Below are 14,839 nucleotides of genomic sequence, written 5' to 3' on the forward strand. Positions count from 1 at the left end.
CAATGAAAATTAAGACGCTTGTGGCTGTCTTGCTCCTTTCGGGTGGAGTGACCAGCACTTTCGCACAGACTGAAAATTGTAATTCGAACAGTAGTATCTCTCATGAAGCAGTGAGAGCTGGTAACTTTAAGGATGCATACGCTCCTTGTATGGCTGTATTGAAGGATTGTCCTACACTGCGGTATTACACATTTACAGATGCTCAGAAGATTTTAGTGGGTTTCTTGAGTCAGATTAAGGATAGAAATTCTGCTGATTACAAGAAGTATTTTGATGAGTTGATGGATGTATATGATTTGAGAATGAAGTACATTCCTGAATTCATTGGTAAGGGAATGAAGGGTGTGCCGAGTGTGGCTGATGCCTTGGGTGCCAAAGCTGTGGATTATCTTCAGTTCGCTCCTGCTCCGGACCTTAATACGGCTTATAATTGGCTGAAAGAATCTGTTCATGCTGAAAAGGGTGGTTCCAAAGGTGCGGTGTTGCACTATTTCCTGGATACTTCCATGCAGAAGGTAAAGGCTGATGATAATCATACCGACCAGTTTTTCCAGGATTATATTGATGCTTCCAAGTATGCAGATGACGCACTTGCTGCTGAAACCAAGGAAGCTAAGAAGGCTAACTTGCAAGCTATCAAGGATAACCTCGTGGCCATGTTCATTCAGAGTGGTGTAGCTGATTGTGAATCTTTGCAGAATATCTATGGTCCTAAGGTGGAAGCAAGCAAGACTGACTCCGCTTTCTTGAAGAAGGCATTGAACATCCTGAAATTGATGAAGTGCAACGAAAGCGAAGTTTACTTCAAGGCATCTGAGTACATGTATCAGATTGACCCGACTGCCGATGCAGCTGTAGGTGTAGCATACATGTACTATAAGAAAGGTGACTATGACAATGCCGTGAAGTATTTTGATGAAGCATTGGCTAAAGAAACTGATAATGACAAGAAGGCTGAAATGGCATACGCTACTGCCGCAGCCTTGATGCAGGCCAAGAAACTCTCTCAGGCAAGAAGCTACTGCCAAAAGGCTATGAGCTTTAAGGAGAACTATGGAGAGCCTTATATTTTACTGGCACAGCTTTACGGCTCCAATCCTAACTGGACCGATGAGCCTGCTCTGAATAAGTGTACTTACTTTGTAGTAATTGACAAGCTGCAGAGAGCTAAAGCTGTAGATCCTTCAGTTACAGAACGTGCTAACGAATTGATTAGTACTTATTCCCGCCACACTCCCCAGGCTAAAGACCTCTTTATGTTGGGTTACAAAGCTGGTGACCGTATCACTATCGGTGGATGGATAGGTGAATCTACAACTATCAGATAAAATCATGTTGCTACAACCCATCAACATTGTTTATCATAAAAATGCGAGCATAACCATTGTCCTTGGGGCAATGGTTATGCTTCTTTTATTTTCTTCGTGTTCCGGGAAGAAGAAGGAGCTGGGAGATGCCATTACCGAGCGTGACTCTATGGCAGTGATGGATACCCGCGGGGTGACTACACTGGTTTCTGATTCCGGTGTAACGCGTTACCGCATCAATACGGAAGAGTGGCTGGTCTTTGACCGGAAGAATCCTCCTTACTGGGCTTTTGAAAAGGGGGTCTATTTGGAGAAGTTCGACTCTATCTTCCAAGTGGAGGCAAGTATCAAGGCTGATACAGCCTACTTCTTTAATAAGGAGGAGTTGTGGAAACTGATGGGGAATGTGCATATACAGAATTTGAAAGGTGAGCAGTTTGATACAGAGCTGCTGTATTGGGACCAGCGGGCACAAAGAATTTATTCGGATGAGTTTATCCGTATCGAGCAGCCTGACCGTATCATTACGGGACATGGCTTTGAATCCAATCAGCAGATGACTGTTTACACGATTCGCAAGCCGGAGGGTATCTTCTATGTTGACGAGGAGACTGCCGCAGCAGACAGCTTGCAGACTGATACCATAAATTGATAAAATGGATACCGTTATTTTTTTATTGATAACCATGGCTTTCTCTGCTTTCTTTTCAGGAATGGAGATTGCCTTTGTTTCCGTAGATAAACTGCGCTTTGAGATGGAAAGGAAGTCAGGCGTCACTTCCGGTATCATTTCCTATTTCCTTCGCAACCCGAATAACTTCATCTCGACCATGCTGGTGGGTAATAACATCGCGCTTGTCATTTATGGTATCTTGATGGCACAAATCATAGAGGTGAATCTTCTTGCCGGAATTATTTCCAATCATTTTGTAATGGTGTTGGTGCAGACTGTAATTTCCACTCTTATTATTTTGGTAACCGGTGAGTTCTTGCCGAAGACTTTGTTTAAAATCAATCCCAATCTGATGCTGAGGGTATGTGCCATTCCTTTATTCATATGTTATGTCATTCTGTTTCCTGTTTCAAAGTTTGCATCGGGATTGTCGTATCTGTTCCTTCGGATATTTGGGATGAAAGTAAACAAGGAGGCGTCGGCCAAGGCTTTTGGCAAAGTGGATTTGGATTACTTCATCCAGTCGAGCATAGAGAATGCGGAAAGTGAAGAAGAACTGGATGCAGAGGTAAAGATATTCCAAAATGCGCTTGACTTTTCGAATATAAAGATACGCGACTGTATTGTACCGCGTACAGAGGTGGTAGCTGTAGATCTGACCACTACATTGGAAGAATTGAAATGTCTTTTTGTGGAGTCGGGTATTTCCAAAATCATAGTATATGATGGAAATATAGATAATGTGGTGGGATATATTCACTCGTCGGAGATGTTCAGGAATCCGGTGGACTGGAGGAATAACGTGAAGGAAGTGCCTATTGTACCCGAAACGATGTCGGCCCACAAACTGATGAAACTGTTCATGCAACAGAAAAAAACGATTGCTGTAGTGGTGGACGAATTCGGTGGTACGGCGGGTATCGTCTCTTTAGAGGATTTGGTGGAAGAAATTTTTGGCGATATTGAGGATGAGCATGATAACACATCCTATGTGTGTAAGCAGTTGGGTGAACGTGAATATGTGCTTTCGGCCCGTCTGGAAATAGAAAAGGTAAATGAGACTTTCGGGCTCGACCTGCCGGAATCGGATGATTATCTGACAGTGGGCGGTCTGATTTTGAACCGTTATCAAAGTTTCCCGAAACTGCATGAAGTGATTGAAGTGGATAATTATCAGTTTAAAATAATCAAGGTAACAGCCACTAAAATTGAGTTGGTAAGACTGAAAGTCATTGAATAATTTCATTTAGGCGTAATTTTTTAAAGAATAAATGGATGCGTATTAGCATTTTTTGTATCTTCGTGCGCTAAAATGAACATGTTAGGAAAATAATAATAAACAAATAAATCATATTAACTAAAATGGCAACATTACAAAACATTCGGTCTAAAGGACCTTTATTGGTGATTGTTATTGGTTTGGCGCTGTTTGCTTTCATCGCAGGTGACGCGTGGAAAGTGCTTCAGCCACACCAGTCACAAGACGTAGGTGAAGTGAACGGGGAATCAATTTCCGCTCAGGATTTTCAAGCATTGGTAGAAGAATATACAGAAGTCATCAAGTTCTCCAGTGGCAACAGTGCATTGAGCGATGAGCAGACAAACCAAATCAAAGATGAAGTATGGAGAACATACGTCAATAATAAGCTGATTGAAAAGGAAGCAAAGAAACTCGGTCTGGTTGTATCGAAGGCTGAGATTCAGGCTATCATTAATGCCGGTGTGCATCCGATGCTGCAACAGACTCCGTTCCGTAATCCTCAGACCGGTGCGTTTGATAAGGATATGTTGAAGAAGTTCTTGGTGGACTATTCAAAAATGAATAAGGCACAGATGCCTTCACAATATGCAGAATACTATGAATCCATGTACAAGTTCTGGTCTTTCCTCGAAAAGTCCCTTATCCAGGCACGTCTTCAGGAGAAGTATCAGGCTTTGATTACAAAATCTCTTTTCTCCAACCCGGTAGAAGCTCAGGACGCTTTTGATGCAAGAGTAGAGCAGTCAGACCTGCTGCTTGCTGCAGTTCCCTATTCTTCTATCGTTGACTCTACCATCGTTATCAAGGATTCCGATTTGAAAGCTGCATACGACAAGAAGAAAGAACAGTTCAAGCAATATGTGGAAACTCGCAATATCAAGTTCATTGATGTGCAAGTTACTGCAAGTGCAGAAGACAGAGCTGCTCTCCAGAAGGAAATGGAAGAATACACCGAACAACTTACTGCCAATCCTTCTGACTATACTACCTTCATCCGTTCTACCGGTTCCGAAGCTCCTTATACAGACTTGTTCTACACTACTAAGTCTCTGCCTGCTGATGTGACAGCCCGTTTGGACTCTGTTGCGGTGGGTGGTGTGTTCGGGCCTTATTATAACGTATCTGACAATACCCTCAACTCTTTCAAGAAATTGGCTACTGCTGCCATGCCGGACTCTATCGAGTTCCGTCAGATTCAGGTAGTTGCCGAAGATGCTGAAAAGACGAAGACTTTGGCCGACAGCATCTACAATGCTATTAAGGGTGGTGCCAGCTTTGCTGAAGTTGCGAAGAAGTACGGTCAGACCGGTGAGCCTACCTGGATTTCTTCTGCTAACTACGAAGGCGCACAGATTGACGGTGACAACTTGAAATACATTACCGCTGTCACAACTTTGGGACAGAACGAACTGACCAATCTGGCGTTGGGACAAGCAAATGTCATTTTGCAAGTAACCAACAAGAAGGCTGTCAAGGATAAATATAAGGTAGCCGTTATCAAGCGTCCGGTAGAATTCAGCAAGGAAACTTACAGCAAGGCATACAATGAGTTCAGCCAGTTCATCGCTGCAAACAATACTTTAGAGAAAATGATTGCCAATGCGGAAGATGCTGGTTACAAGTTGCTGGATAGAGCCGATTTGTACAGCTCTGAACATGGTATCGGTGGTATCAGAGGAACCAAAGATGCTTTGAAATGGGCGTTTGAGGCAAAAGCCGGTGAAGTTTCTGGTTTGTACGAATGTGGCGAGAGCGACCGTATGCTGGTAGTAGGTGTTGCAAGTATTGTTCCTGAAGGTTATCGCCCACTGGCTTTGGTAAAGGACCAGTTGAGAGCTGAAATTCTCCGTGACAAGAAAGCAGAGAAGATTATGGCTGATATGAAGGCTGCCAATGCAACTTCGTTCGAGCAGTACAAGAATATGGCAAATGCTGTCAGTGATTCTGTAAAGCACGTTACTTTCTCTGCTCCTGCCTATATCCCGGCATTGCGTAGTAGCGAACCTCTGGTAGGCGCGTACGCTTCTATTGCTGAAGTGAACAAGCTGAGTGCTCCTATCAAGGGTAACGGTGGTGTATTCGTTCTGCAACCATATGCAAAAGAGAAGCTGAACGAAACATTCAACAAGGAAACTGAAGAGGCTAACTTGGCTAACATGCATGCACGTATGGCAAGCCAGTTCATCAGTGACTTGTATATGAAAGCCAACGTAAAAGACCAACGTTATTTATTCTTCTAAGAATAGAAAACCCATATTGAAAAGCCGTCCGGTACTTCCGGGCGGCTTTTTCATTGTCTGTACATTTCATTTTCTACACTCTCCGTTGTCTTTGTGCAACTTTATTCCTACCTTTGCATTTTTGAAAGAGTTTTGTTTTAATGAAAAACGATATGCAGAAACGACCTCTATTGGGCTTGACGCTCGCTGAATTGCAGAATGTGGTGAAGAATTTGGGAATGCCCGGTTTCTCTGCCAAGCAGATAGCTTCCTGGCTGTATGACAAGAAGGTGGCTTCTATAGACGAAATGAGCAATCTTTCGTTGAAGCATCGGGAATTGCTGAAAGAAATCTATGAGGTAGGTGCCGAAGCGCCGGTAGATGCCATGCGCTCTGTAGACGGTACGGTGAAATACTTATACCGGGCAGGCGAGGGACATTTCGTGGAAGCTGTCTATATACCCGACGAAGACCGGGCTACGCTTTGTGTCTCCTCTCAGGTGGGCTGTAAGATGAACTGCAAATTCTGTATGACCGGCAAGCAGGGCTTTACCGCCAATCTGACATCCAACCAGATTATCAACCAAATCAGTTCGTTGCCCGAAAGGGACAAGCTGACCAATGTGGTAATGATGGGCATGGGCGAACCACTTGATAATCTGGACGAGGTATTGAAAGCGCTGGAAATAATGACCGCCTCTTATGGATATGCGTGGAGTCCCAAGCGTGTCACCCTTTCTTCAGTGGGATTGAAGAAGGGCTTGCAGCGTTTTATTGGGGAATCGGACTGCCATCTGGCTATCAGCCTTCATTCGCCGATACCTTTGCAACGTCGCGAGCTGATGCCGGCAGAGAAGGCCTTCTCCATCACGGAGATTGTTGAATTGTTAAGAAACTATGATTTTAGCAAACAGCGCAGACTATCTTTTGAATATATTGTTTTCAAAGGAGTGAATGACTCGTTACCGTATGCAAAGGAACTTCTGAAGTTGCTACGTGGGCTGGACTGCCGGATTAACCTGATTCGTTTTCATGCCATACCTGGAGTGAATCTTGAAGGGGCTGATATGGAAACCATGACTGCGTTCCGTGATTATCTGACTTCGCACGGTCTGTTTACCACTATACGGTCATCGCGTGGAGAGGATATATTTGCTGCTTGTGGCATGTTGTCCACTGCCAAGCAGGAGGAGAATAAAGAAGAATTAATATAAATTATTAACTTAGGTAGGGAGGATATTACGCATTCTTCGTAGCTTTGTGAAAAACTAAAATGATAGAGATATGAGAAAGCACTTGTTTTATTTGAGTATGGTTCTCGTACTGACGCTTTTTTCCGCTTGCGGTGGTGGTAAAAAGGGTGTGTTTACTCCGACCTCCAGCGGTCGTGCGTATGAAGTTCTGGTAGTGGTGGAGCCCGGCTTGTGGGAACGTCCTGCCGGTAGGGCGCTTTTCGATGTGCTTGATTCTGATGTTCCGGGGCTTCCCCAGTCAGAACGTTCATTCCGAATCATGTATACTGCCCCTTCCAATTATGATGCCACTTTAAAACTGATTCGCAATATCATTATTGTCGATGTGAACAAGGACCTCTATACCCAGCCTAAATTCAAGTATGCAAGGAATGTATATGCTGCTCCTCAGTCTATTCTCACTATTCAGGCACCGGACGAGGCTTCGTTCGAGAAATTTGTGGAGGAGAATAGGCAGGTAATCATCGATTTCTTTACCCATGCGGAAATGAATCGTCAGATTTCAGTATTGAAGGACAAGCATAGCGACTATATAGCAACGAAGGTGAAAAGCCAGCTCGATTGCGATGTATGGGTGCCGGGCGAACTGACATCTACCAAGGAGGGTGAGAACTTCTTCTGGGCAGGTACGAATGCAGCTACCGGCGACCAGAACTTTGTAATCTACTCTTATCCTTATACGGATAAGGATACGTTTACTAAAGAATATTTTGTTCATAAACGCGATTCCGTGATGAAGATTAATATCCCTGGTGCCCGTGAAGGCATGTATATGTCGACGGATTCTCTGATGACCGATGTACGCCCCATCAGTGTGCAGGGAGACTATGCACTGGAGGCCCGCGGCTTGTGGCGCATAAAGGGTGACTTCATGGGCGGTCCGTTCGTATCGCATGTACGTTTGGACAAGGCCAATCAGCGTATTATCGTATCTGAAATATTTATTTATTCACCTGATAAAATGAAACGTAATCTGGTACGTCAGATGGAGGCTTCGCTCTATACCTTGAAACTGCCCGGCAGCAAGCAGGAAGGTGCGGAAATTCCGGTAGGCGTAACCTCAAAAGATACTACTAATAATAAGTAATAAAAATGGAAGACAACAAAATAAGAGTCGGCATTACACAAGGCGACATTAATGGTGTAGGGTATGAAGTGATTTTAAAGACGTTTGCAGACCCGGTGATGCTGGAATTGTGCACGCCGATTATCTACGGTTCGCCTAAAGTGGCAGCTTATCATCGTAAATCATTGGACTTGCCTACCAACTTCAGTATCGTCAACTCCGCCTCCGAAGCGGTTCCCAATCGCTTGAGTGTAGTGAACTGTACGGATGATGAAGTAAAGGTTGAGTTCTCTAAACCTGACGTTGAAGCTGGTAAAGCTGCACTTGGTGCACTGGAAAAAGCCATTGAGGAATATAAGGAGGGAATGATAGACGTGATTGTCACAGCTCCCATCAACAAGCATACCATCCAGTCGGAGGAGTTTGCCTTCCCCGGACATACGGAGTATATAGAGCAAAAATTGGGAGATGGCGAGAAGGCCCTTATGATTCTGATGAAAGATGACTTCCGGGTAGCATTGGTGACCGGACATATTCCCGTTAAAGAGATAGCCGGAAGCATCACCAAAGAACTGATACAAGAAAAACTGAAGATATTCAACCGCTCCTTGAAGCAGGATTTTGCTATCAGCGCACCGCGTATTGCAGTGCTTTCGCTGAATCCGCATGCAGGAGACGGCGGATTGCTGGGAACTGAAGAGCAGGAGATTATCATTCCGGCCATCAACGAAATGGCTGCTAAGGGTATGCTTTGCTATGGTCCTTATCCGGCAGACGGGTTTATGGGCTCAGATAACTTTACCCATTTTGATGGTATCCTGGCCATGTATCACGACCAGGGGCTGGCACCGTTCAAGGCATTGGCTATGGACGAGGGCGTGAACTATACTGCCGGCTTGCCGGTGATACGCACTTCGCCTGCTCATGGCACGGCCTACGATATTGCCGGGAAAGGAATCGCCTCTGAAGATTCATTCCGGCAGGCTATCTATGTGGCAATAGATGTGTTCCGTAACCGCCAGCGTGAGAAAGAGGCACATGCAAATCCGCTGCGCAAGCAATATTACGAGAAACGTGACGATAGCGACAAACTGAAACTCGATAGTGTAGAAGAAGATTTGTAGAATGACAAAAGCGGAAATACAACAAGTAAAATTACGTTTCGGCATTATCGGCAACAATGAAGCGCTGATGCGTGCCATTGATATCGCTATCCAGGTAGCGCCCACCGACTTGTCTGTACTGATTACCGGAGAGAGTGGTGTGGGAAAGGAGAGCTTTCCGCAGATAATACACCAGTACAGCCGGCGCAAGCATGGACAGTACATTGCCGTGAACTGTGGAGCCATTCCCGAAGGGACGATTGACTCGGAACTGTTCGGTCATGAGAAGGGCGCATTTACCGGGGCTATCGGCGAACGGAAGGGGTATTTCGGTGAGGCCAACGGCGGAACAATCTTCCTTGATGAAGTCGGCGAATTGCCTTTGCCTACCCAGGCACGCTTGTTGCGTGTGCTCGAGAGCGGTGAATTCATCAAAGTAGGTTCTTCTAAGGTGGAAAAGACCGATGTGCGTATTGTTGCCGCTACCAATGTAAACTTGACACAAGCCATTGCTGACGGACGTTTTCGTGAAGACTTGTATTACCGTTTGAACACAGTTCCTATTCAGGTCCCTCCATTGCGCGAACGCGGTGAAGACGTGGTGCTGCTGTTCCGAAAGTTTGCTTCGGACTTTGCAGAAAAGTACCGTATGCCTGCCATTCAGCTGACGGAAGACGGCAAGCAAGTGTTGCTGGGCTACTCATGGCCGGGTAATGTGCGCCAGTTGAAGAATATCACCGAGCAGATATCCATCATTGAGACCAATCGTGAAATCAATGCATCCATACTGAAGGGCTATCTGCCTGAGCAGAACAATATGCAGCGCCTGCCTGCCTTGTTTGGAGTGAAGGAGGACAAGAGCTTCGGGAGTGAACGGGAAATTCTCTACCAGGTTCTGTTTGATATGCGCCAGGATGTAACGGACTTGAAAAAGCTGGTGCATGAGATTATGGCTGAAAGGGGAACGGTAGCCAATCCGGCGGTTGCCACATCGGCCTACTATACGCCGGCTACTCCGGCGGTGGTACCTCCGGTAACATCCAGTGTCCCCACCATTATACATCCTTCGGTAAAGCCGGTTACTCCGGTGGACGATGATTTCCAGGATACGGAAGAATATGTGGAGGAGTCACTCTCCCTGGATGAAGTGGAGAAAGAAATGATACGTAAGGCGCTTGAAAAACATCACGGCAAGCGTAAGAGTGCGGCTCAGGATTTGAATATCTCTGAGCGTACGTTATACAGAAAGATAAAAGAATATGGATTGGATTAAAAAAGCGGCATTTGCTTCCTTGTTGGTAAGCTTGTTATTTCTGGTGAATTCATGTAGTATGAAGTTGGGACTTGCTCCGATAAGCTCTATCGACTATACAAAGGTAAAAACGATTTCCATTGCCGATTTCCAGAACCGGGCAGAGTATGTATATGCACCGCTGGCAACAGAATTTAACCAGAAAATGAAGGATATGTTCATTCAGCAGACTCGCCTGCAACTGGTGAATTCCGGAGGAGACCTGGAAATAGACGGAGAAATAACCGGCTACAATCAATATAATGAATCGGTGGATGCCAGCGGCTACTCTTCGAAGGTGAAGGTGACGCTGACTGTCAACGTGCGCTACACCAATAACACGAACCATGAGGAGGACTTTGAACAGCAGTTCTCGGCTTTCCAGACCTATGATTCCTCAAAATTGCTGACCGAAGTGCAGGACCAGCTGATAACCTTGATGGTGAAAGACATTGCCGAACAGATTTTCAATGCAACTGTAGCTAACTGGTAAACTCATGACGCCTACCCATTTGCAACAATGGATTCAGCATCCCGAGACGCTGAATAGGGATACTTTGTACGAGCTTCGCACATTGGTGGCACGCTATCCTTATTTCCAGTCGCTCCGTTTGCTCTATCTGAAAAACCTCTATCTGCTGCACGACATCAACTTTGGCGCGGAGTTGCGCAAGGCTGTGTTGTATGTGGCAGACCGTCGTGTGCTGTTTTACTTTATAGAGGGTGACCGCTATACTTTGAAATCCCGGAAGGTCTCGTCGCTGTTTTCCGGCGATTTGGAGAAAGAGCCGAGTGTGGACCGTACCCTTTCCTTGATTGACGCATTTCTGGCTACTGTTCCCGAAGAGCATTCACAGCATACGGAGCTGGATTATGCGGTGGATTATACGGCCTATTTAATGCAGGAAGAACCCGGTGTGGATGCAGAAGATGAGTCGGAAGTGCCTAAACTGCGCGGGCATGAATTGATAGATGACTTTATCCAAAAGAGTGAGTCTTCGGATGCCTCGGATACGAGAAGGGAGTTTCTTGTAGAGAAGGAGGAAGAGACTGAAGAAGAGGAAGAACCCTCAGTATCGCCGGTAACGGAAGAGTTGGACGATAGCTGTTTTACGGAAACTTTAGCCAAAATCTATATAAAACAGCACCGATATGACAAGGCGCTTGAAATTATTAAAAAATTAAGTTTGAATTATCCAAAAAAAAATGCTTACTTTGCAGACCAAATCAGATTTTTGGAGAAATTGATTATTAACGCTAAATCAAAATAACAAAATGTATTTATTATTAGTTATCTTAATGCTGATTGCATCTGTGCTGATGTGCTTCATTGTATTGATTCAAAATTCTAAAGGAGGTGGTCTGGCATCAGGCTTTTCATCATCCAACCAAATTATGGGTGTGCGCAAGACTACGGACTTTTTGGAAAAAGCAACCTGGACTCTGGCAGCTGTCATGGTAGTCTTCAGTATTGTTTCTGCTTACACTATTCCTTCTTCCACAGGCAAGGGCGGTGATGTGATTCTGGAACAGGCGCAACAAGAAGAAAAAACTAATCCTTATAACATGCCCGTAGGTACAGAAGCTCCGCAATCGGAGGCCCCTGCAGCTACAACTCCGGCTGAAGCTCCTGCTCCTGCAGCAGAAGCCCCTGCAGCAGAATAAGATAAGGATATTGCGGATGACTCCCGCTTGGAAAAATAAGAGAAAGGTTGATACTGAAAAGGTGTCAGCCTTTTTTCGTTTTGATGAAGTATTTATTTACCTTTGTCAGTAATTTATGCAATCTGATTAATAAATTGAAATCCAAATAGTACAATGACAGAACAACTCAAACTTAAATTGAATGATTCCAAGGCTACCCGTTGGGGGGCATTGGTGATTGTTGCCTTCACGATGATGGCAGCTTATTATGTAAACGACGTGGTAGCACCGTTGAAGACAATGTTGGAAACGGACTTGGCTTGGTCGAGTACCGACTTCGGATTCTTTACCGGTGGTTATAGTTTTCTGAATGTTTTTTTCCTGATGTTGATTTGGGGAGGATTAATCCTCGACCGCTTTGGTATCCGTTTCACCGGAAAGCTGGCAACTATCCTGATGGTAGGTGGTACAGCACTTGAATACTATGCAATGACGGGACTTGCCGGTGCCGACGCGACTTTATTCGGAATCAATGAAATATTTGGCTATAAAACGGGTGTGTTTGTTGCTTTTGCCGGTTATTCCATTTTTGGAGTAGGAGCGGAGGTCGCCGGTATTACAGTTTCCAAAATCATAGCCAAGTGGTTTAAGGGGAAAGAGCTTGCCACGGCTATGGGGGTACAAGTTGCTTTAGCACGTATCGGTTCGCAAGCCGGTTATGCCGTAGCCATTCCTTTGGCCCGTGCTTTCGGTATTTCCACACCGGTGTTGTTGGGTTTGGTTCTGTTGTTGGGCGGTATGATTGCTTTCTTCATTTTTGCAGTGATGGACAAGAAGCTGGACAAACAGATGGAAGCTGCTGCCATTGCTGCCGGTACGGAAGATGAGGAAGAGAAGTTCTCTTTTAAGGATGTGAAGAATATTCTGGTCAATCCCGGTTTCTGGCTGATAGCATTGCTGTGTGTATTGTTCTACTCTTGTGTATTCCCATTCCAGAAGTTTGCTTCCGAGTTGATGATTATCAAATACGGTATCAATGAGAATGTGGCCGGTACATTTGCCGGACTTCCGGCATTGGGAGCGCTGATTCTGACTCCGGTCTTTGGTGGTTTCATTGACAAGCGGGGCAAGTCCGCATCTATCATGCTGCTGGGCTCGGCCATGCTGATATGTGTGCATTTCATTTATGCTATTCCCGATATAAACTATTGGCTGGTAGCTATTGTGCTGATGATAATTTTGGGTATCGCTTTCTCGCTGGTACCTTCTGCCATGTGGCCGGCTGTGGCCAAGATATTCCCGGTAAGCCAGTTGGGTACGGCATACGCATTGATTTTCTTTATCCAGAATATCGGTCTTTGGGGTATTCCTACATTGATAGGGTGGGTGCTTGATGCCTATTGTATATCCGGCAAGAAACCAGATGGAACGAATATGTATGACTATACGGTGCCTATGTGCATTTTTACCGGTATTGCCTGCTTGTCCCTTATAGTGGCTCTACTGCTGAAGAAGGCAGACAAGAAGTATGGTTATAAGCTGGAAGAGCCTAATATTCAGAAATAATAGGAAAAGCGGATACCGTATGATGGAAATACCCGAAGGAAAAGTAAGTCTGTTGGACGCTGTTCCGGTCCGCTGTGGACATATAACAACCGAATGGGAAGGTGAGTGCGCCGTACTCGCCTACCCACGGTTTAAATACGAATGGATGCGTCGTTTTTTATTGCCGAAGGGGATGTCTCCTGACATCCATGTGAGGCTGGAAGAACACGGTACAGCTGTCTGGAATCTGATAGATGGACATCGTACCGTGCGCGAAATCATCTCTCTACTTGCCAGGCACTTTGGGGAGGAAGAGAATTATATTCCCCGGGTCACCGCCTACGTAATGCAGTTGCGTAAGGATGGATTTATCCAGTTGACAATCCGGAATTAGAATTCCTTTATTCCCTATCCACTTTTATCAATCCTCCCGTTGCCGTATCAAACAGCACTTTGATGGTAGAATTCTTGTTGAACAGTACCGGTGCGAGGTATTCTACGGTGCCGAATTGGGTAATGGGAAGTTGGTCGTCAAACAATTTCTTATTGTTATACATCAATGTCACTTGTGCCTTGCCCGGAAGGTTATAGGCTACACCGTCCACTTTCTTTTTGCCTTCCTCGGTGGCAGATACATCGGGACTTTTGAGGTCGGTGACGCTGATATAATACGGTTCACCGGCAAGGTCATTATTGGCCACCACTCCCAGCTTTCGGGAAAAACGGAAAGCCACCTCATCTTTCATCTCTTTAGGCGTCAGCCGGATGGTGAATGTCTTGGGTTCTTTCTTTATTTTGCCCGAGAACATTTCCGTCATAGCCGTTTCCTGCTGGTTCAGATTGTCAAGCATCAGCTTGAGTTGGGCGCCGTCCTTGGGCATATTGTCTGCTTCGCCGCGCAGGAGGGCATTCTTGCTTTCGCGGATGCTGTATATTTCCTTGGCCACCAGCTCGGCCATCTTGGCACTGGAGTTGGACATCAGTATTTCTTCCGTCAGAAAACTGCGTGGGTCAATGCTGCTTTCGGTGGCTTTGGCTTCGGGCGTCTTGGCAGCAGGCTTACCGCTGAACGGAATGTTGATGGAGCGGACAATTCCGTCTTCGGTAAGCTCCATAAGGGGTGCTACGGTCTTGTCTTTCATCTTCACGAAATAGACGTTGTCCTTATCCGGTACACCGGCTATGCGGGTTTCTATCTTATCCAGTGTCCAGAACTCCTCGGGTTCGGCAGACACGTTGTTGAGACGCAGATAGCGGTCGGCATATCTGCAAAATTCTCCGGGAGTGTAGGTATGCTTGGTGGCTTGCAATACGATTTCTATTTCTGTTTTGGGTAACATATAGGTCACTCCGTAGTCTTTGCCACGCATCACACCGGTGGTTACGTCTGTTTGCGCCAGGGCAGTGGTAGACAAGAACAGAGCTGAGAGCATCAATATATTCTTCTTCATAATGTACATTCGTTTAGACTGATTTA

The 14,839-nt window shown here is 45.4% G+C and carries 14 protein-coding genes; 13 read left to right on the forward strand and 1 reads right to left on the reverse strand.

What is annotated here, in order from left to right; translation table 11 throughout:
• Window positions 1-2: 2 nt before the first annotated feature.
• The 13 genes from DW896_RS03295 (at window position 3) to DW896_RS03355 (ending at window position 13,756) form a co-directional block, all read left to right on the forward strand.
• A complete protein-coding gene (locus DW896_RS03295) occupies window positions 3-1,328 on the forward strand; it encodes a M48 family metallopeptidase (protein WP_005831953.1) in 1,326 nt (441 codons plus the stop codon).
• A gap of 4 nt (window positions 1,329-1,332) precedes the next feature.
• Window positions 1,333-1,959, forward strand: a complete 627-nt coding sequence (gene lptC / locus DW896_RS03300; protein ID WP_005831952.1) for an LPS export ABC transporter periplasmic protein LptC — start codon at window positions 1,333-1,335, stop codon at window positions 1,957-1,959.
• Between the two features lie 4 nt (window positions 1,960-1,963).
• Window positions 1,964-3,220, forward strand: a complete 1,257-nt coding sequence (locus DW896_RS03305; protein WP_005831951.1) for a hemolysin family protein — start codon at window positions 1,964-1,966, stop codon at window positions 3,218-3,220.
• A 122-nt stretch (window positions 3,221-3,342) separates the two neighbouring features.
• Complete coding sequence (locus tag DW896_RS03310) at window positions 3,343-5,481, forward strand: SurA N-terminal domain-containing protein (protein ID WP_005831949.1); 2,139 nt, start codon at window positions 3,343-3,345, stop codon at window positions 5,479-5,481.
• 152 nt (window positions 5,482-5,633) lie between these two features.
• Window positions 5,634-6,674 carry a 23S rRNA (adenine(2503)-C(2))-methyltransferase RlmN gene (gene rlmN, locus DW896_RS03315; RefSeq protein ID WP_008665254.1) on the forward strand — a complete coding sequence of 347 codons (1,041 nt, stop codon included), beginning with the start codon at window positions 5,634-5,636 and terminating at the stop codon, window positions 6,672-6,674.
• A gap of 70 nt (window positions 6,675-6,744) precedes the next feature.
• The gene (locus tag DW896_RS03320) at window positions 6,745-7,800 is read left to right on the forward strand and encodes a DUF4837 family protein (protein WP_119992875.1); all 1,056 of its coding nucleotides are present in this window, start codon (window positions 6,745-6,747) and stop codon (window positions 7,798-7,800) included.
• Between the two features lie 5 nt (window positions 7,801-7,805).
• Window positions 7,806-8,903: a 4-hydroxythreonine-4-phosphate dehydrogenase PdxA gene (gene pdxA / locus DW896_RS03325; protein ID WP_005831943.1), complete on the forward strand. Its 1,098-nt coding sequence runs from the start codon at window positions 7,806-7,808 to the stop codon at window positions 8,901-8,903.
• Window position 8,904: 1 nt separating this feature from the next.
• The gene (locus DW896_RS03330; RefSeq protein ID WP_005831941.1) at window positions 8,905-10,155 is read left to right on the forward strand and encodes a sigma-54-dependent Fis family transcriptional regulator; all 1,251 of its coding nucleotides are present in this window, start codon (window positions 8,905-8,907) and stop codon (window positions 10,153-10,155) included.
• Window positions 10,142-10,666: an LptE family protein gene (locus DW896_RS03335; RefSeq protein WP_005831940.1), complete on the forward strand. Its 525-nt coding sequence runs from the start codon at window positions 10,142-10,144 to the stop codon at window positions 10,664-10,666. The genes DW896_RS03330 and DW896_RS03335 overlap by 14 nt, the downstream gene beginning before the upstream one ends.
• 4 nt (window positions 10,667-10,670) lie before the next feature.
• Window positions 10,671-11,444 carry a hypothetical protein gene (locus DW896_RS03340; protein ID WP_005831938.1) on the forward strand — a complete coding sequence of 258 codons (774 nt, stop codon included), beginning with the start codon at window positions 10,671-10,673 and terminating at the stop codon, window positions 11,442-11,444.
• A 4-nt stretch (window positions 11,445-11,448) separates the two neighbouring features.
• A complete protein-coding gene (gene secG, locus DW896_RS03345; RefSeq protein ID WP_009038088.1) occupies window positions 11,449-11,838 on the forward strand; it encodes a preprotein translocase subunit SecG in 390 nt (129 codons plus the stop codon).
• 153 nt (window positions 11,839-11,991) lie between these two features.
• Window positions 11,992-13,383, forward strand: a complete 1,392-nt coding sequence (locus tag DW896_RS03350; protein ID WP_005832845.1) for an MFS transporter — start codon at window positions 11,992-11,994, stop codon at window positions 13,381-13,383.
• 19 nt (window positions 13,384-13,402) lie between these two features.
• The gene (locus DW896_RS03355; protein ID WP_005831929.1) at window positions 13,403-13,756 is read left to right on the forward strand and encodes a PqqD family protein; all 354 of its coding nucleotides are present in this window, start codon (window positions 13,403-13,405) and stop codon (window positions 13,754-13,756) included.
• A gap of 7 nt (window positions 13,757-13,763) precedes the next feature.
• Here DW896_RS03355 and DW896_RS03360 read toward each other — a convergent pair whose 3' ends face one another.
• Window positions 13,764-14,813 (reverse strand): DUF4831 family protein, encoded by a 1,050-nt coding sequence (locus DW896_RS03360; RefSeq protein WP_034529662.1) that lies wholly within the window; start codon window positions 14,811-14,813, stop codon window positions 13,764-13,766.
• Window positions 14,814-14,839 lie beyond the last annotated feature (26 nt).

This window comes from Bacteroides sp. AM41-16, from assembly GCF_003603495.1.
In the GTDB taxonomy this organism is placed as follows: domain Bacteria; phylum Bacteroidota; class Bacteroidia; order Bacteroidales; family Bacteroidaceae; genus Bacteroides; species Bacteroides uniformis.